The sequence below is a fragment of the Microbacterium sp. cf046 genome, assembly GCF_900114345.1.
Lineage (GTDB): Bacteria > Actinomycetota > Actinomycetes > Actinomycetales > Microbacteriaceae > Microbacterium.
Genome location: NZ_FOZJ01000001.1, coordinates 195,472 through 214,157, shown reverse-complemented (window position 1 = coordinate 214,157; position 18,686 = coordinate 195,472). Strand labels below are relative to the sequence as shown.

At 69.4% G+C, this 18,686-nt stretch carries 15 protein-coding genes; 9 read left to right on the top strand and 6 right to left on the bottom strand.

Annotated elements, in window-relative coordinates; genetic code table 11:
- Nucleotides 1–305: 305 nt before the first annotated feature.
- Both BM349_RS01015 and BM349_RS01010 read left to right on the top strand, forming a co-directional pair.
- Nucleotides 306–1,274 (top strand): ParA family protein, encoded by a 969-nt coding sequence (locus BM349_RS01015; RefSeq protein ID WP_091701299.1) that lies wholly within the window; start codon nucleotides 306–308, stop codon nucleotides 1,272–1,274.
- Nucleotides 1,274–2,215: a ParB/RepB/Spo0J family partition protein gene (locus tag BM349_RS01010; protein WP_091701295.1), complete on the top strand. Its 942-nt coding sequence runs from the start codon at nucleotides 1,274–1,276 to the stop codon at nucleotides 2,213–2,215. Before BM349_RS01015 ends, BM349_RS01010 begins: the two co-directional genes overlap by 1 nt.
- Here the strand turns inward: BM349_RS01010 and BM349_RS01005 are convergent.
- Complete coding sequence (locus BM349_RS01005) at nucleotides 2,200–3,474, bottom strand: RNA polymerase sigma factor (RefSeq protein ID WP_091701292.1); 1,275 nt, start codon at nucleotides 3,472–3,474, stop codon at nucleotides 2,200–2,202. The genes BM349_RS01010 and BM349_RS01005 overlap by 16 nt on opposite strands.
- A gap of 126 nt (nucleotides 3,475–3,600) precedes the next feature.
- On the opposite strand from BM349_RS01005, the gene BM349_RS01000 reads away from it, so the two are divergent.
- Complete coding sequence (locus BM349_RS01000) at nucleotides 3,601–3,948, top strand: tryptophan synthase subunit alpha (protein ID WP_091701288.1); 348 nt, start codon at nucleotides 3,601–3,603, stop codon at nucleotides 3,946–3,948.
- 2 nt (nucleotides 3,949–3,950) lie between these two features.
- On the opposite strand, the gene BM349_RS00995 is transcribed toward BM349_RS01000, so the two are convergent.
- The 5 genes from BM349_RS00995 to BM349_RS00975 all read right to left on the bottom strand — a co-directional run bounded on the left by BM349_RS00995 (nucleotide 3,951) and on the right by BM349_RS00975 (nucleotide 9,993).
- Nucleotides 3,951–4,370: a YciI family protein gene (locus BM349_RS00995; protein WP_091701285.1), complete on the bottom strand. Its 420-nt coding sequence runs from the start codon at nucleotides 4,368–4,370 to the stop codon at nucleotides 3,951–3,953.
- A 201-nt stretch (nucleotides 4,371–4,571) separates the two neighbouring features.
- Nucleotides 4,572–4,895, bottom strand: coding sequence for a thioredoxin (gene trxA / locus BM349_RS00990; protein WP_091701280.1), 324 nt, complete (start codon nucleotides 4,893–4,895; stop codon nucleotides 4,572–4,574).
- 82 nt (nucleotides 4,896–4,977) lie between these two features.
- Nucleotides 4,978–5,997: a thioredoxin-disulfide reductase gene (gene trxB / locus BM349_RS00985; RefSeq protein WP_091701276.1), complete on the bottom strand. Its 1,020-nt coding sequence runs from the start codon at nucleotides 5,995–5,997 to the stop codon at nucleotides 4,978–4,980.
- Between the two features lie 85 nt (nucleotides 5,998–6,082).
- A complete protein-coding gene (murJ, locus tag BM349_RS00980; RefSeq protein WP_091701273.1) occupies nucleotides 6,083–7,678 on the bottom strand; it encodes a murein biosynthesis integral membrane protein MurJ in 1,596 nt (531 codons plus the stop codon).
- Nucleotides 7,675–9,993 carry a DUF6049 family protein gene (locus BM349_RS00975; RefSeq protein WP_091701269.1) on the bottom strand — a complete coding sequence of 773 codons (2,319 nt, stop codon included), beginning with the start codon at nucleotides 9,991–9,993 and terminating at the stop codon, nucleotides 7,675–7,677. Before BM349_RS00975 ends, murJ begins: the two co-directional genes overlap by 4 nt.
- A gap of 141 nt (nucleotides 9,994–10,134) precedes the next feature.
- Here BM349_RS00975 and BM349_RS00970 point away from each other — a divergent pair, with 141 nt between their 5' ends.
- The 6 genes from BM349_RS00970 to BM349_RS00945 all read left to right on the top strand — a co-directional run bounded on the left by BM349_RS00970 (nucleotide 10,135) and on the right by BM349_RS00945 (nucleotide 18,663).
- A complete protein-coding gene (locus BM349_RS00970; protein WP_091701266.1) occupies nucleotides 10,135–11,661 on the top strand; it encodes a DUF7059 domain-containing protein in 1,527 nt (508 codons plus the stop codon).
- A gap of 41 nt (nucleotides 11,662–11,702) precedes the next feature.
- Nucleotides 11,703–13,148, top strand: coding sequence for a CCA tRNA nucleotidyltransferase (locus tag BM349_RS00965; protein WP_091701264.1), 1,446 nt, complete (start codon nucleotides 11,703–11,705; stop codon nucleotides 13,146–13,148).
- Nucleotides 13,149–13,211: 63 nt separating this feature from the next.
- Complete coding sequence (locus BM349_RS00960) at nucleotides 13,212–14,564, top strand: GAF domain-containing protein (protein WP_091701261.1); 1,353 nt, start codon at nucleotides 13,212–13,214, stop codon at nucleotides 14,562–14,564.
- Nucleotides 14,565–14,754: 190 nt separating this feature from the next.
- Nucleotides 14,755–16,302, top strand: a complete 1,548-nt coding sequence (locus tag BM349_RS00955) for an acetaldehyde dehydrogenase ExaC (RefSeq protein WP_091701258.1) — start codon at nucleotides 14,755–14,757, stop codon at nucleotides 16,300–16,302.
- Between the two features lie 182 nt (nucleotides 16,303–16,484).
- Nucleotides 16,485–16,883, top strand: a complete 399-nt coding sequence (locus BM349_RS00950; protein WP_091701256.1) for a DUF779 domain-containing protein — start codon at nucleotides 16,485–16,487, stop codon at nucleotides 16,881–16,883.
- Nucleotides 16,884–17,028: 145 nt separating this feature from the next.
- Nucleotides 17,029–18,663, top strand: coding sequence for an ABC transporter substrate-binding protein (locus tag BM349_RS00945; protein ID WP_091701252.1), 1,635 nt, complete (start codon nucleotides 17,029–17,031; stop codon nucleotides 18,661–18,663).
- Nucleotides 18,664–18,686 lie beyond the last annotated feature (23 nt).

Here is an 18,686-nt window from a genome sequence, read left to right as displayed (position 1 = left end):
CGCCTACTCGACCACCGGGCGTTTGCGGAGTGGACGCACCGGAACGCCAGGTCGGCGATCGAGTAGGCCGCGGAGCGCGCGTATCGAGATCCGCCTCGGGTCTGGTCTCGATACGCTGGCTGCGCCGCCTACTCGACCACCGGGCTTTGGCTTTGCCCCCTACACGACCACCGATACGGCGGCGTTGCCGCGTGTTCGACCACCGGAAGTGGCACTGATAGGCGAGCGCCGGCAGGGGGCGTGGCGGGGGCGCGACTAGAGTGGAAGACGATGTCCGTCGGTGCGCGAAAGGGAGGCTGTTTCACGTGAAACATCCCGAGAACGCCGAATCTCCGGCATCCTTCTCGTTCGACGACAGCCCCATCGCACGTGAGCTCGCGGATCTGACCGCACGCCGCCGCGTGCTCGAGGATGTCTCGGTCCGGCTGAGCGGCCGCACCCGCGTGATCACGGTGTCGAACCAGAAGGGCGGCGTCGGCAAGACGACGACGACCGTCAACATCGCCGCGTCACTGGTGGCCGTGGGAGCGCGCGTGCTCGTGATCGACCTCGATCCGCAGGGGAACGCCTCCACCGCCCTCGGCGTGCCGCACACAGCCGACATTCCGAGCATCTACGACGTGCTGATCGACGACTTCCCCATCGCGGACATCGTCCAGACCAGCCCGGAGTCGCCGGATCTCCTGTGTGCACCGAGCACGATCCATCTCGCCGGCGCGGAGATCGAACTCGTCTCCCAGGTCGCACGTGAGCATCGGCTGCGCACGGCCCTCGACGACTACCTCGCGAACCTGCAGGAGCGCCTCGACTTCGTGCTGATCGACTGCCCGCCGTCCTTGGGTCTGCTCACGATCAACGCCTTCGCGGCCGCGCATGAGCTGCTCATCCCGATCCAGTGCGAGTACTACGCGCTCGAGGGCCTGAGCCAGCTTCTCGGCACGGTCCGGATGATCCAGAAGCACCTCAACCCTCGACTGAAGCTCTCCACCATCCTGCTGACGATGTACGACGGACGCACTCGGCTCGCGCAGCAGGTCGCCGAAGAGGTGCGCACGCACTTCCCCGAAGAGGTGCTGGCCACGGTCATTCCGCGGTCAGTGCGCGTCTCCGAGGCCCCGAGCTTCGGACAGACGGTGATCGCCTACGATGGGCATTCTGCCGGCGCGATCGCATACCGCGAAGCGGCGGTGGAGATCATTCGCCGCGACAGACCCGATGCCGGTGCGAACGACCACGGGCATGCCGACGCGCCCGCGAACGAAGGGGGCTCCTGATGGCCAAACGAACCGGCCTGGGGCGAGGGATCGGCGCGCTGATCCCGACGAGCGAGACCTCCTCGGAAGCACGCCCGGTGGACGTGTTCTTCCCCGGCGCTCCGATCGAGCAGACCGAGGATCTCGTCGAGGTTCCCGGCGCACGCCTCGCTCAGATCGACCCGCACACGATCGTCCCGAACCCTCGGCAGCCTCGCACGCACTTCGACGCCGATGATCTGGCTGAGCTCGTCCACAGTGTGCGCGAATTCGGTGTGCTGCAGCCCGTCGTCGTCCGCGATGTCGGTGACGGCACCTTCGAGCTCATCATGGGCGAACGCCGCACGCGGGCGGCTCGCGAGGCAGGCCTCACGTCGATTCCGGCCGTCATCCGCGACACGGCCGACGAGCATCTGCTGCGCGACGCCCTGCTCGAGAACCTGCATCGTTCGGAGCTGAACCCGCTCGAGGAGGCGTCGGCATACCAGCAGCTGCTCTCCGACTTCGGGATCACCCAGGAAGAGCTCGCGAGCCGCATCGGCCGGTCCCGGCCGCAGATCAGCAACACGATCCGCCTGCTCAAGCTGCCCCTCCCGGTGCAGCAGCGGGTCGCCGCGGGCGTGCTGACCGCCGGGCATGCGCGCGCGATCCTGTCGCTCGAGGACCCCGAGGCGATGCAGCGCCTGGCCGACAAGATCGTGAACGAGGATCTTTCCGTGCGCGCCGCTGAGGCGGCCGCGCAGGCTCCGGATGCCGGCCGCCCGCGGACTGCGAAGCCCCAGGCCGGAGCACGTCGTGCCCACCTGGACGAAGTTGCCGAGCGGCTGGGCGATCGCCTGAGCACGCGCGTCAAGATATCGCTGGGGTCCAGAAAAGGCCAGATCAGCATTGATTTCGCCAGCATCCAGGATCTCAATCGGATCCTCGATGAAATCGGCGAGTCGGGCTACAGCTCGCTCTGAGCCCGGGTCCGCTGGAGCGCATCGGCGCGCCGCCGCAGCACCTTCGCCTCGGCCTCGTTGCCGGGCAGCTCAGCTGCGGCGAGGAACGCCGAGGCTGCGGCATCCGGATCGCCGATCTGCTCCAGCAGCTCTGCACGTACGGCCAGCAGCGGACGGAAGTCGACCAGCTCATCGGCGAGCTGGTCCACCTGGGCGAGCCCCGCGGCCGGTCCATCGACCATCGAGACGGCCACAGCTCGGTTGAGTCGCACGACGGGCGACGGAGACAGCGTGTCGAGCGCGTCGTACAGGCGCACGATGCGTCGCCAGTCCGTGTCGGCGGGCGTCGGTGCGATCGCGTGGCATTCGGCGACCGACGCCTGCAGGCCGTAGTAGCCGAGTCCGCGCCCGTAAGACTGCGCCGTCGCGAGCGCCTCACTGCCGCGGCGGATTGCGGAACGGTCCCAGCGCGCGCGATTCTGCTCGGCCAGTGTGATGGGCAGGCCCTCCGAGTCAACCCGGGCGGCGAAGCGCGACGACTGGAACTCCATGAGCGCGATGAGCGCGTACACCTCGGGCTCGCCGGGCATCAGCGCGCTGAGCTGGCGGGCGAGCCGCACCGCCTCGCGTGCGACATCGGGACGGATCGGATGCCGCCCGTCGCCGGCCGCGTACCCCTCGGTGAAGAGCAGGTAGATCACCTGCAGCACACTGGCGAGGCGCGCAGGCCGGTCTGCGCGATCGGGAACCTCGAACGGCACGTCCGCGTCGGCCAGTGACCGCTTGGCCCGGACGATGCGCTGCTGCACGGCTGGGACGGTCATGAGCAGCACGCGCGCGATCTGCTCGGTCGTGAGGCCCGCGACGGTTCGCAGCGTCAGAGCGAGCCTGGCCTGCGGTGTCAGCACCGGATGGCACGCGACGAACACGAGCCTCAGCACGTCATCGTCGATCCGATCGGGGTCGCCGAGCTCTGGAACGGCATCCCACTCCTCGAACGTCCGCAGATCGCCGGCCATGAGCGTCTCCCGCTCGGTGAGCCGCTCACGGCGGCGCCAGCCGTCGATCGCGCGACGCTTGGCGACGGAGAGCAGCCAGGCCCCGGGATTGTCCGGAATGCCGGTGCCCGGCCACTTGGCGACGGCCTCCAGCAGCGCGTCCTGTGCGAGATCCTCCGCCCAGCCGAAATCGCCGGTGTGACGTGTCAGCGCGCCGACGATCCGAGCGGATTCGCCTCGCCAGATGGCCTCGATCGCGCGGTGGACTCGCTCGTCGCTCATCCCGCCAGCGTAGGCGCGGGACGGGACACGGGGCTCCGCCCCGCGCCCCCTGGTGCGCTTCGCGTGGTTCTCTGCGGGGCTCCGCCCCGCGCCCCTGGTGCGCTTCGCGCACCGTACCCTGGATGAATGGCGACGCACGACGAGACCCTGCGGCGACGAGCCAGCCTCGAGCTTCTCCGGGCCGAGGCCTCCGACGAATTGTCGGTTCTGGTGCATGAGCGACTGCGTGCGGGTGAGGATCCGTGGGAGTTCATGGAAGACCTCCCCACGGTCGATGAACTCGTCGTGTTCATCCTCCGCGCCGAGAACATCGCGGCCGACGGCGGCTCCCGGCCGAATGCGGCCCGTCACTACCGGGTGCTGCGCCAGATCGCGCTCGAATACCCGCCGTTGACGAAGGCGGTGTGGCGGCTCATCGGTGACGAGAGCCCGCACCGTCGCTGGGATGCGGCGGTGCGGGCGGACGCGTCCTGAGCTCAGGACTGCGCAGCGCGAAACTCCTGGGCCTTCTGGAGCCACTCGTTGTCCTCCGGCAGCTCGATGTCGGAGAACTCGTTGACCCGACGCACCTCGAGGCCGACGCCGGGGCCCAGCGGGCACTTCCTGGCCCAGTGCTCGGCTTCCTCACGACTGGCCACCTCGAGGATCCAGAAGCCGGTGAAAACCTCACGCGCTTCCGCGTAGGGCCCGTCCGTGACGACTGGGGGCGTGGATGAGAAGTCGACGCGGAATCCCTCGCTCGCATCGCTCAGGCCCTCGGCGGTGAGGAACACCCCCGCCTTCTGAAGCTCTTCGTTGTAGGCGCCCATCGTGGCGACCACCTGCTCCATGTCCAGGTCCTGCGCCGCGCGAGCAGCCGCCTCGGGCTCGACCTGCATGATCATCATGTAACGCATCTTCGTGCTCCTTCTCGATGTGCGAGCCACTGCTCGGAGGGGCTCTCTCGCCTGCCTCACCCTGTGCGTCGAACGAAAGCGGGCCAGATCGACAGTCTGCGCGAAGTTTCTCGGCAAGTCGATGATGCCGAAATTTGCATATACCAGAAAATCCCCGGTCCGACCTCAATAAGGGGGACCGGGGACCTTCGAAGAAGGGACTCAGGCGAGGTATGCCGCGAGGTCCTGCTCGATCGCGTACTTCGGCTTGGCACCGATGATCGTGGTCTCGACCTGGCCCTTGTTGAACACCTTCATCGCCGGGATCGAGGTGATCTGGTACTTCATGGCCAGATCCGGGTTCTCATCGACGTTGAGCTTGAGCACCGTGATCTTGTCGGGGTTGTCCGCCTGGATCTCGTCGAGAACCGGCGCGACCATGCGACACGGGCCGCACCACGCGGCCCAGAAGTCCACGAGCACGGGACCCTCGGCCTGCAGGACGTCCTGCTCCCAGGTTGCGGATGTCGTCGCCTTGGCGGTCATTGTTCATTTCTCCTTGGTTGGAAGTCTGTACTGAGTGGACAACGGCTCATGCGTCCGGATTGTTCCAGCGCACGGGGGACTCTCAGGCTGCCGCGACGCCGGATTCGGCTTCGTCGGTCTCGCGGCTCGGAGTCTCGGTGGCGACTTCGATGTCTTCTGCGATCTGCGCGTCGCCGGACTGCTCGAGAGCGGCCAGGAAGTGCTCGGCATCCAGAGCGGCGACAGTTCCGCTACCGGCGGCGGTGACGGCCTGCCGGTAGGTCGGGTCGATCACGTCGCCGGCCGCGAACACGCCGGGCTCCGACGTGCGCGACGAGCGGCCGTGGACCCAGATGGTTCCCTCCGGAGTCAGCTCGAGCTTGCCGTGCACGAGGTGGGTGCGCGGGTCGTTGCCGATCGCGACGAACAGCCCGTCGAGAGGGAGCTCACGGGTCGTGCCGTCCACCGTCGAGCGCAGCAGCACGCCGTTGACGGCGTCCTCACCGAGGATGTCCAGGACCTCGGTGTTCCACACGAACTCGATCTTCTCGTTCGCGAACGCGCGCTCCTGCATGATCTTGGACGCACGCAGCGAGTCCTTGCGGTGGATCACGTAGACCTTGGTGGCGAATCGCGTCAGGAACGTCGCTTCCTCCATCGCGGAGTCGCCGCCGCCGACCACGGCGATCGTGCGCTCGCGGAAGAAGAATCCGTCGCACGTCGCGCACCACGAGACGCCGCGACCCGAAAGACGCTCCTCGCCCGGGATGTCGAGCTTCCGGTAGGCGGAGCCGGTGGCGAAGATCACCGAAGACGCCTCGTGCACGGCGCCGCTTCCGAGCTTCACGGTCTTCACGGATCCCGACAGGTCGAGCTCGACCACGTCGTCGTACAGGATCTCGGCACCGAAGCGCTCGGCCTGCTTCTGCATCTTCTCCATGAGCTCGGGGCCCTGGATGCCGTCGGGGAAGCCGGGGAAGTTCTCGACATCGGTCGTGTTCATGAGCTCGCCGCCGACCTCGACCGAACTCGCCACGACGAGCGGCTCGAGATTCGCTCGGGCCGCGTAGATCGCAGCCGTGAAGCCCGCCGGACCCGACCCGATGATGATGACCTGACGCACGTGCGCCCCCTCTTCCGTATCTCCGGATGCTTCAACACATGGTAACCGCGAGGCATTCCGCCCAGGTGGCCGGAGCCTGAGTGTGTCAGCGACCGCCGGGCAGGATGCGGCGGGCGAGCGCCATGGCCGGGCCGAGCTCAGGTGCTCGCAGCAGCGCGAGGAAGCCACCGTAGACCAGCAGCGAGACGACGCCGATGATGGCTGCGCCCACCGCGCCGAGCAACTTGTCCGAGACCGTCCAGCCGTCGACTCCTCCCAGCAGCAGGAACGTCAGCCAGCCCGCGGCAGCGGCGGGGACCGCCGCGAGCGCGAAGCGCCCGAGCGCCAGCATCCACGATCCGATCCGCAGCCCGCCGAGTCGTCGCTGGAGCAGCCAGGTGGCGATGATGACCTGCACGATGCTCGCGAACGACTGTCCGAGCGCGATCCCGGCGGCGATGTACTGCACCGGAAGCATCGACGCCAGCAGCGCCGTGGCGATCACGAGCGCGCACTGCAGGACCGTGAAGAAGAACGGCGTGCGCGTGTCGTTGTAGGCGTAGAACGTCCGCTGGATCACGAAGAGCACCGCGAGGGGAATGAGGCTCAGGAGGAAGCAGAGCAGCACGCCGGCCGCGGCGACCGCCTCGGTGCGGCTGTCGGTGAAGATGCGCGAGGCGGGCACGGATGCCGCCGCGAGGGCGGCCGTCGCGATCACGATGAACACGCCGAGGGTGCGGATGCTGCGCCCGACGTCGGCCCGCACGTCATCGTCGCGGCCCGCTGCGGCATGCTCGCTGAGCTGGGTGAAGTAGGGGGTGCCGATCGAGAGCACGATGATCGAGTAGGGGAGCATGAACAGCAGCCACGCGTTCTGCGACACCAGGACCCCGGGGTAGTCCTCGGCGGCATCCGAGAGCACGCGTGATTGGACCAGCCCCGCGAGCTGACCGGCGACGACCATGAGGAACGTCCAGCCGGCCAGCCGCCCGAGCTGGTTCAGTCCCACACCACGCCAGCGGAAATCCGGCCGCACGTGCAGACCGGTGCGCCGCCAGAAGCTGAGCAGGATCACGGCCTGCACGACGATCCCGAGCGTGGCGGTGCCGGCCAGCAGCGCGATCATCGCCGGCGTCCAGGCGTCGACGGCGACATCCGAGCCGAAGAGCACGATGAACACGATGAAGCCGGCGATCGAGACGACGTTGTTCACGATCGGAGCCCACGTGAACGGGCCGAACACGCGACGCGCGTTCAGCGCCTCGCCGACGAGGGCGTAGAGGCCGTAGAAGAGGATCTGCGGGAGGCACCAGTATGCGAACGCGGTCGCGAGGGCCTGCTGCTCAGGGGGGAATCCGGGGGCGTAGAGCCGGACGAGCCACGGCGCGGCGATCGTGGCGAGCACGGTCACGGCGAGCAGCACCACCGTGCCCATCGTGAACAGCTTCGAGACGAAGGCACGGCCGCCGTCGTCGTGGCTCGCCGCCTTCACGATCTGGGGCACGATCACGGCGGTGAGCAGGCCGGTGGAGATGATCGCGTAGATGTTGTTGGGCAGCTGATTCGCGATCGCGAACGCGTTGCCGGCGCCCGTGGTCGCACCCACGGCCGAGACGAGCACGACGGCGCGGAGGAATCCGGTCAGCCGGGAGACGATCGTTCCCGCGCCGATCAGCACACTGGCGCGGCCGATGCCGCTCATCGGGCGTCCTCGCCGGCGTCGTCCGATACCGCCGGCGCATGGGTCGGTCCGGCATCCGGCTCGGTCGGGCCGGCGTCGGCCCGGTCCGCCGGGGCACGCTCCTCGCCGCCGCGCTCGCCGTCGCCCGCAGCCTCCCCATCGGCTTCGGAGTCCGTCGTCTGGGCGCGCCGCGACCGCCGCGCACGCAGCCGGAGCACGGTGCGCACCAGGCCGAGCAGCAGGAAGCCGGCCACGAGCACCGACAGGACGACGATGCCGACGCCCTCCCAATCGGCGCGGACGTTCACGTCGACGACCTGCGGCGCCCCGATCGGCTCGAGCGTGCGGCTGCGCAGCTGGAGCTGGACGGACACCTCGCCGTTGCCGACCCGCGCCTGCACCGGGACCTGCACCCGTGTGTTGCTCGCCGCGCCGGCGGTGACATCCGTCGCCTTCGCGACATCGAGCCGCAGATCATCGGGTGTGGCGTAGAGGACGACGTTGACGGGGTAGGGGAGGTCGTTGCGCACCCAGATCGGGATGGGCGCTCCCGCGCTGAACAGGTTGATCGGACTCGGCGGGAGGATGCCGACACTGTCGAGGGTCGTCACGGTGCCGGCTCGATGCAGGTCGACCGCGGTCTGCCACCCGACCGGATCGGGCAGCCATGCCAGGCCGAGCAGCTGCAGGATCTCGGCGCGCTCAGGTCCGGTCAGCAGCACGGTGTCATCGAGGATCGTCGCGAACCGCGCGAGCTGCTCCTCCTCGGCGACCAGGACGGATGCAGCCCCCGCCCGAACTTCCTCGTCGGCGGCGTCGGCGATCTCCACGCTCGCGGGCAGTCGAGCCGCAACGCCGCCCAGTGTCACCGGGGTGACACCCGGGGCTTGTGACGCGGATGTGATCGCGGTGCGCATCGCGACGCGGGATCGGTCCTGGTCGCGGTCGATCGTGACCACCACCGGGTCGCCGCCCGTCTCGGCGACGGCGAAGGCGAGGAACGCGGCGGCCGCGGTCAGGGGAGCGCCGCGGAGCGCGGTCTCCTCGGTGACGGATGCGGCATGCAGTTCGCGCGACACGTCGGCGTCGTAGACCAGGAGATCGGCATCGCCTGCAACGGCACGACCCGGGACGGTCTGTCCTCCGGCGCCGGCACGCGTGGAAGTCGAGGGGACCAGCGTCAGGGAGTCGCGATCGTCGACCACGACATCCCCGAGCGAGGCAACGACCGCAGGAGTGGCGGTGCCGGTGCCCGGCCAGAACACGCCGGCACGCGCGCCGCCGATGGCGGTGAGCTCGTCGACGGAGGGGTAGACCGGACCCTCGGGCTCCGGACTCGCGCTGGGTTCCGGGGTCGCGGTCGCGGCCGTCACGAGGTTGATCGGGTCGATGTACGCCTTCAGCGACAGCGGCCGCAGCGGCCGCGGAAGCCCCGCCTCGAGCTGGGCCGCGACGTCGGCGTCGCCGAACTGGAGTGCGAATCGGGAGTTCGCCAGCGCCTCCAGCCGGGCCAACCACTCGGTCGCACTCGCCGGTGCGGACGAGCCCAGGACGCGGATCGCCGCGGGAATCGCGGGATCGACGGCGAGGATCGCCGGCGTGCCCTCGACGGCATCCAACTGGTTCGTGAGCGAGCCCGCCGGGGAGGTGAGGACGGTCAGCTCCGCCGAGGTGAGCAGTCCGGCCGAGGATGGTCCGGCTGTGATGGGGACCACGACGCCGATGCCGACCTCGGCCCCGCCCTCCGCCGGCACGATCATGACGCTGGTCGAGGTGACCGGACCGGCGGGTGAATCGTAGGTCGCCGACAGCGGGTAGACACCTGGTGCGCGGCCCGCGAGCGCCGGGTCGCCAGGCTCGATCACGATGCCGTTCACCTGCTCGCCGCCGGGGAGGATCGGAGCGAGGCTCGTGGAGCCAACCGGGCTCATGGTCTCGCCGGAGCCGTCGCCCGCCAGCCACGCCCCGAGTGCAGCGCGGTCGCCCAGCGGCGCCCCACCCAGCGACAGCGTGACGGTGGCCGCAGCCGTGACGGCATCGGTCCCGTTCTGGAGGGTGACGGAGACCGCCAGCCCCTCGCCGGGGCGCACGGTGCCGTTGGCGACGGGTGAGAGTGTGAAGACGGTTTCACCGGGCGGCACGTCGGGTGTCGGTGTGGGCGTCGCCGAGAGCGGAGCGGGCTGCTCGACCGCGAACGCGGGGGTGCTCGCCAGGGGGGCGGCGATCACGAGCAGCGCAGCGGCCGCGATGGCCGCGCGCAGGCGTGCGCGAAGGCGGCGGCGAACGACGGTCGGTCGCGGCAGGGTCTTTCCCGATGGCTGGGAGGTGACGGTCATGTGGGGTTTCGCTCCTGTGCGATTCATGACCGCACGATCTGGTGCGATTCTACGGTCCGACCCTCCGAGCAACCCGTGCCGCGCCCACGCGAGTGCCCGGCCGCCCGGCGGACGCGCGGGACGAGGGGGTTGAATGGACCCGTGCTCCCCGAACCCGATTCCGCGCTGTGCCGCGCGCTGGCCGAAGACCTGGCGCAGGCGGGATTCGCATCCGAGCCGCTGCGCTCCGCGTGGGGCGAGACCGCTGACACCGCGATCGCTCGCGGGCTGCGCGGCCCGGCAGCTCGTGCGCTGGGCTCCCGCACGGATCCGCTGGCCGTCCTGGCCCGCCTCCTCGCGCTCGGGATGCCGCAGCCGAGCGAAGCGGTGACCGCCGCCCTCCCGAGGACCCGTGCCGAGGGTCTCACCCGGCTCGGGCTCGCGGCGATCGACGGCACGGAGGTGACCCCGACGGCGATCATCCGGCCGCAGTCGTTCGCGGATGACCGGGGGTCGGGTCAGTGGTGGATCGCGAGCGACCTCGATGAAGCCGCGCTCGGAGGAGCCCTCCCCGAGGACCACGTGCTCGGGGTCGGGGGCGCCTCACTCACTCTCGCCGGTCTCCAGCTGCCGACCCCGGTGCGCCGCGGCCTCGACATCGGTGCGGGGTGCGGCATCCAGTCCCTGCGCTCCCGACGCGTCGTGGGCGAGGTCGTCGCGACCGACGTGTCGGAGCGCGCGCTGCGGTTCACGCGCTTGAACGCGCTGCTCAACGGTGTGCCGGGCATCGAGACGCGAAGGGGGTCGCTGTTCGAGCCCGTGACCGGCGAGCAGTTCGACCGGGTGGTCTCGAACCCGCCGTTCGTGATCACGCCGAGGGCAGCCGGGGTTCCCTCCTACGAATACCGCGACGGGGGGATGCAGGGCGACGACCTCGTCGCAGCGTTCGTCGGAGGCGTCGGCGCGCATCTGACCGCGGGCGGCGTCGCCCAGCTGCTGGGCAACTGGGAGAGCCGCGACGGGCGGTCCGGTCTCGATCGGGCACGCGACTGGGTGGAGGGCTCATCGGTCGCACTGGATGCGTGGGTGATCGAGCGGGAGTCCCTCGACCCGCTGTCGTACGCCGAACTGTGGATCCGCGACGGCGGCACGCTGCCCGGCACGCCGGAGTACGCCTCGCTGGTCGACGCGTGGCTCGATGACTTCTCCGCGCGAGGCGTCACCGAGATCGGGTTCGGGTACCTGCTCCTGCGACGGCCGAGCGAGGGAGCTCCGACGCTGTCGCGCTACGAGCGGGTGCCACAGGCTCTCGATCCGCGCACCGCGCTCGGATCCCACTGCGCCGACGCGCTCGCCGCCCACGACAGGCTCGCCGGTCTGGGCGATGACGACCTCGCGGCGTCCACGCTCGTCGTCGCGGCCGACGTCACCGAAGCGCGCCACCACCTGCCGGGCGTCGAAGCGCCCAGCGTGATCGAACTGCGGCAGGGCGGCAGGTTCGCCCGCACCGTGCCGGCCGATCCCGGACTCGCGGCACTGGTCGGCGCATGCGACGGAGACCTGCCGGTGGGGCCCCTCATCGATGCGATCGCCTCCCTGCTCGATGTCGAGGCGGGAGAGCTGCGGGCCGAGCTGATTCCTGCGGTGCGCGAGCTGCTCTTCACCGGATTCCTGCGCTTCGGCGACTGAGCGGCCGCTCTGCTCGTGGGCCCGCTCGATAGGCTCGTCCAATGCTCAACATGGCCGACGGTGTGGCGCGCCTGGGCGCGCTCGCCGAGTCGCCCATCGTGGCGTCGCTGGGCGCGGCGTTCGCCGGCGCGGGTCACGAGCTGGCGATCGTCGGGGGTCCTGTGCGCGACGCGCTGCTCGGCCGGACCACGAACGACCTGGACTTCACGACCGACGCCCGCGCAGATGAGATCCTGCGGATCCTCACGCCCATCAGCACCGCGCAGTGGGATGTCGGGCGCGAGTTCGGCACGATCGGCGCGCGCATCCGCGACGCGCGCACCGGCACGATCGAGACCGTCGAGATCACGACCTACCGCGCGGACAGCTACGACGGCGTCACCCGCAAGCCGACCGTCGAGTTCGGGGACACGCTCGAGGGCGATCTCGCTCGCCGCGACTTCACGGTGAACGCGATGGCGCTGCGGGTGCCCGGCCAGACCCTGGTCGATCCGACCGGGGGCGTCGAAGACCTCGTCGCCAGGCGACTGCGCACCCCCGCCGACCCGCGCATCAGCTTCGGAGACGACCCGTTGCGGATGCTGCGCGCCGCCCGTTTCAGCGCGCAGCTCGGCTTCGAGGTGGATCCGACGACCGTCGAGGCGATGGCCGCGCTCCGCGAGACCCTCTCGATCGTGAGTCCGGAGCGCATCCAGGGTGAGCTCGTGCGACTCCTGCAGTCCGATGACCCGGTGCGCGGCATCCGTCTGCTGGTCGACACCGGCCTCATGGACCTGTTCCTGCCCGAGGTGCCCGCCCTGCGTCTGGAGGTCGACGAGCACCATCACCACAAGGACGTGTACGAGCATTCGCTGACCGTCCTGCGCCAGGCGATCGATCTGGAGCGCAGGCGATTCCCGGATGCCGCCCCCGACGTCCCGCTCCGGCTTGCGGCCCTGCTGCACGACATCGGCAAGCCCGCGACCCGCCGCCTCGAGCCGGGCGGTGGCGTGACCTTCCACCACCACGACGTGAAGGGGGCGCGGCTGGCGCGCAAGCGCCTGCAGGCGCTCAAGTTCGACTCCGCGACGACCGAGTCGGTGACCCAGCTGATCGAGCTGCACCTGCGCTTCTTCGGCTACGCCGAGGGGGCGTGGACGGATTCCGCCGTCCGCCGGTACGTGCGCGACGCCGGCGCCGAGCTCGCCCGCCTGCACATCCTCACCCGTGCCGATGTGACCACTCGCAACAAGCGAAAGGCCGCACGGCTCGCGGGAGCGTACGACGACATCGAGCGGCGCATCGACGAGCTGGCCGTGGCCGAGGAGCTGGGCGCGATGCGGCCTGCCCTCGACGGCAACCGGATCCAGCAGGTGCTCGGCATCCGTCCGGGACCCGAGGTCGGCAGGGCGTATCGCTTCCTGCTCGACCTGCGCCTGGACGAGGGTCTGCTCGAAGAGGACGTGGCCGAAGCGCGCCTGCGCGCATGGTGGGCCGAGCAGGGGTGAACGGCCGCCGGGTGATCGCGCGCCGTTAGAATCGACTCGCTCCCCGACGCCGAACGGAGCCCCATGTCATCGCCGTGGTCGCCCCGACGCGAGGTCTCGCCGCAGACCTCCCGCCTGCTGATCGAACGCGCGCATGAGGAGCTCGTGGCCGGCAATCCGGCCGATCGCCGCATGCGGGATGTGCGGCCACTGGTACAGGAGTCGTGGCGCCGCTCGCTCGCGAGCCTCGTCGGCGCCGAAGGGCTCCCGCCGCTCGACCTGGCGGTGGAGGAGCTCGAGGAATACCGGCGGACGCATCCGCTGGCGAGCGTGATGGACATGGTTCGCGCTCTGCTGCTGCCCGGCGAAGCCGCCGAGTCGGGAGTCGTGGTCGCCGTCGGAGATGCGGCCGGCCGTCTGCTCTGGGTCGAGGGCGATCACAGCATCCGCACCCTGACGGGCGACATGGGCTTCGTGGAGGGGGCGAACTGGTCGGAGGCGAGTGTCGGCACATCGGCACCCGGGACTTCGCTCGCGCTGGACCGCTCGGTGCAGATCCGGGGCGCCGAGCACTTCAACCGACTGGTCCAGCCCTGGTCGTGCACGGCAGTGCCGGTGCACGATCCCGAATCGCGCCGCATCCTGGGCGTGATCGACGTGACCGGCGGCGACGAGGTGGTGACGCCGCAGGCTCAGCTGCTGGTGGATGCGACCGCCCGCGCGATCGAAGGCGAACTCCTGGTCGCGCGGCTGCGGGCCCGCGCCGAGCGGCCCGCCCCGAGCCGCGGATCGAGCCGACATGCACCCGCCGGGGCGAAGACCGAGACCGACCGGGTGACCCTCCGGGTGCTTGGTCGCGACCGCGCTCTGCTCGAAGTCGCCCGCAGCGGCTCGGAGACGGTGTCCGAACTCGGGCAGCGCCACGCCGAGCTGCTGCTCATGCTCGCGACGCACCGGCAGGGGGTGTCGGCGGAACGACTCGGCGAGCTCGTCTACGGCGATGCGGATGCCGGAGCCTCCGTCACCCTGCGCGCCGAGATGGTGCGCCTGCGCAAGGTGCTCGAGAAGGCGACACCGGCTCTCGTGCCCGAGTCCCGCCCGTACCGCCTCACGACCGATCTCGAAACCGATGCCCAGCAGGTTCTGTCTCTGCTGGATCGCGGCGCCCATCGCGTTGCGCTCGCGGCCTATCGCGGCGATGTGCTTCCGTCATCCTCGTCGCCGGGGGTGGAGGAGCTGCGCGACACCGTTCGCACGGCGCTCCGCGAGGCCCTGCTGGCCGAGGCGAGCGTCGACGTGCTGCTCGCCTACGCCGAGACCGCCGCCGGATCGGAAGACGACGAGCTTCTGCGCCTGTGCCTCAAGCTGCTGCCGGCGCGCTCGCCGAAGCGTGCCGCCCTGGTCGCGCGGATCGAACGCCTCGAAGCGTCCGAGTAGTCGCTGCGTGTCGTCTCGCTGAGCGACGCGCGGAGCATCCGTCCGTTGAGCGCGGAGCGCAGCGAGGAGACGAAACACTCCCGCATCCGACCCTCGCAACATCGTGCAACCTGCCGGCGCCTACCGTCGTCGCAACGCCGCGACCACGCCGTCGCGTATCCGTTCCGTCGAAGAAGACCGAGGAGAGATCATGACCATCGTCGAAGAGGGCGTCTCGAGCATCTACGCCGCTCCCAACACCCGGGGCGCGGTCGCCGACTACCGCCCGCGTTACGGCCACTACATCGGCGGCGAGTGGGTCGACCCGGTCAAGGGGCAGTGGTTCGAGAACATCTCGCCCGTGAACGGCAAGCCCTTCACCGAGGTCGGCCGCGGCACCGTCGAAGACATCGACCGGGCGGTGGATGCGGCGTGGAAGGCCTTCGCCGCGTGGGGCCGGACGAGCCCGACCGAGCGCAGCAACATCCTCCTGAAGATCGCCGACCGCATGGAGGAGAACCTCGAGGCGATCGCGGTCGCCGAGACGTGGGAGAACGGCAAGCCGGTCCGCGAGACCCTCGCCGCCGACATCCCCCTCGCGATCGACCACTTCCGCTACTTCGCCGGAGTGCTGCGTGCCCAGGAGGGCGGGATCTCTCAGCTCGACCACGACACCGTGGCGTACCACTTCCAGGAGCCGCTCGGCGTCGTCGGCCAGATCATCCCGTGGAACTTCCCGATCCTGATGGCCACGTGGAAGCTCGCCCCGGCACTGGCCGCCGGCAACTGCGTCGTGCTCAAGCCCGCCGAGCAGACGCCGGCGTCCATCCTCTTCCTGATCGACATCATCGGCGACCTGATCCCGGCCGGCGTGCTGAACATCGTCAACGGCTTCGGCATCGAAGCCGGTGCGCCGCTCGCCTCGCACAAGCGGATCCGCAAGATCGCCTTCACCGGCGAGACCACCACCGGACGCCTGATCATGCAGTACGCGTCGCAGAACCTCATCCCGGTGACCCTCGAGCTCGGTGGTAAGAGCCCGAACGTCTTCTTCGAAGATGTGGCACGCTCGCGCGACTCCTTCTACGACAAGGCGCTCGAGGGCTTCTCGTTCTTCGCCCTCAACAACGGAGAGGTGTGCACCTGCCCGTCGCGCGCGCTCATCCAGCGATCGATCTACGACCAGCTGCTCGGCGACGGCATCGAGCGCGTGAAGGCCGTCAAGCAGGGCAACCCGCTCGACCCCGACACGATGATCGGCGCGCAGGCCTCGAACGACCAGCTCGAGAAGATCCTGAGCTACATCGACATCGGCAAGCAGGGCGGCGCGAAGCTGCTCCTCGGCGGCGAGCGCGCGGATCTCGGCGGCGACCTCACCGAGGGGTACTACGTCCAGCCCACGATCTTCGAGGGCACGAACGACATGCGGATCTTCCAGGAGGAGATCTTCGGCCCCGTGCTGTCGGTCACGTCGTTCGACGACTTCGACGATGCGATCTCGATCGCCAACGACACCCTCTACGGCCTCGGCGCCGGAGTCTGGAGCCGAGACATGAGCACGGCGTATCGCGCCGGGCGCGCGATCGAGGCCGGGCGCGTCTGGACGAACACGTACCACCAGTACCCCGCGCACGCGGCGTTCGGCGGCTACAAGCAGTCGGGCATCGGCCGCGAGAACCACCTGCGGATGCTCGATCACTACCAGCAGACCAAGAACCTCCTGGTCTCGTACGCGGAAGGGCCGATGGGCTTCTTCTGATCCGGAGGCCGCGGGCGCCTTCCCCCGGGGGCCCGCCGCCCTCCTCCCCACGTCCCCGGAGCCGAAACCGCACCCTGACGCCGAGACCGCGGCTCACACCCGCAGTCTCGGCGCTCGGCTGCAGTCTCGCGGTCCGAAGCATGAGACGAGCACGAGCCGAAGCACGAGCCGAAGGAGCGATCATGGCCCAGACGCAGACCCACGAGCGGGTCGCGGTGACGGATGCAGCGGCATCCCTCGTCCGCGACCTCACGAAGCAGCACGGCCCGCTCATGTTCCACCAGTCGGGCGGATGCTGCGACGGCAGCTCGCCGATGTGCTACCCGATCGGGATGTTCGTCACCGGCCAGAGCGACGTGCGCCTCGGCGCGATCGAGGTCGGGCTGGACGACCCGGTCGAGGTCTACATGTCGGAGTCGCAGTTCGAATACTGGAAGTACACGCACCTCACGATCGATCTGGTACCGGGCCGGGGCGCCGGATTCAGCGTCGAAGGCCCGACCGGGATGCGGTTCCTGATCCGCTCGCGGATGCTGGATGACTCCGAGCTCGAGCACTTCGGGCTGAAGCCGACGCCGTAGGACCCGGCATCCGGTGTCGTTTCGGGAGAGTCTCAGTTCCGTTACGAAACGTTCACTCGATTGCCGATCGCCACCTCGCGGTCTTAGATAGCGAGAGGGCCACCCTTCCCGGAGTGGCCGACTCCTTCACAGCAGAGGTAGCACTATGACACTGCACCACAGCGGGCGCGGCCGTCTCGGCCTCGCCCTCGGCGCCTTCGGCGCCTCGGCACTTCTCCTCGCCGGCTGCGCCGGTGGCGGCGGAGGCACCGCCACGGACGATGCCGCTTCGGGTGAGCCGATCATCGTCGGCACCACCGACAAGGTCACGACCCTCGACCCGGCGGGCTCGTACGACAACGGCTCGCTCGCGGTCCAGACGCAGGTGTTCCCGTACCTCGTCAACACCGACTACAACACCACCGAGGTCGTCCCCGACCTCGCTGAGACGGCCGAGTTCACCTCGCCGACCGAGTACACGGTCACGCTTCCCGAGGGTCTCAAGTGGGCCAACGGCAACGACCTCACCTCGGCCGACGTCAAGTTCTCGTTCGACCGCAACATCGCCATCGCCGACCCGAACGGCGCATCGAGCCTGCTCTACAACCTCGACAGCGTCGAGACCCCCGACGAGACCACCGTCGTCTTCAAGCTGAAGACGGCGAACGACCAGGTCTTCCCGTCGATCCTGACGAGCTTCCCCGGTGCGATCGTCGACGACGAGGTGTTCTCGGCCGATGCGATCACGCCCGACCAGGACATCGTCGACGCCAACGCCTTCGGCGGCCCGTACGCGATCACCTCGTACGACTTCAACAAGACCGTCGAGTTCACGCCCAACGAGAACTACAAGGGCCTGCTGGACGCACCGGTCAACAGCGCCGTCATCCTGAGCTACTTCGCCGAGTCTTCGAACCTGAAGCTCGCCGTTCAGGAGGGCGACATCGACGTGGCGTACCGCAGCCTGTCCTCGACCGACGTGGCCGACCTGGCGACCAACGACGCCGTCCAGGTCATCGACGGCCCCGGTGGCGAGATCCGCTACATCGTGTTCAACTTCGACACGCAGCCCTACGGCGCCACCACGCCCGAGGCCGACTCGGCGAAGGCACTGGCCGTGCGCCAGGCCGTCGCGAACCTGGTCGACCGCGACGCGATCTCGGAGCAGGTCTACAAGGGCACCTACACCCCGCTGTACTCGTACGTTCCGGACGGCTTCAACGGCGCCACCCAGGTGCTGAAGGACCTGTACGGCGACGGAAACGGCGGCCCGGATGTCGAGAAGGCGAAGGCGACCCTCGAGGCTGCCGGCGTGACCACCCCGGTCGCACTGAGCCTGCAGTACAGCCCCGACCACTACGGCCCGTCGTCGGGTGACGAGTACGCGCTGGTGAAGTCGCAGCTCGAGGAGAGCGGCCTGTTCACCGTCGACCTCAAGTCGACCGAGTGGGTCCAGTACTCCAAGGACCGCACGTCGGACGTGTACCCGGCCTACCAGCTCGGCTGGTTCCCGGACTACTCGGACGCGGACAACTACCTGACGCCGTTCTTCCTGACGGACAACTTCCTGGGCAACCACTTCAGCGACCAGCAGACGGAGGACCTCATCCTCCAGCAGGCCGTCGAGCCCGACCCGGCGGCGCGTACGCAGGAGATCGAGGACATCCAGGCGCGCGTCGGCGAGCTGCTCTCGACCGTCCCGCTGCTCCAGGGTGCACAGGTGGCCGTGGCCGGAACCGACGTCGACGGGGTCATCCTCGACGCGTCGTTCAAGTTCCGCTTCGCTCCGCTCACCAAGTAGTCATCGCTCGAACGATGGGGCGG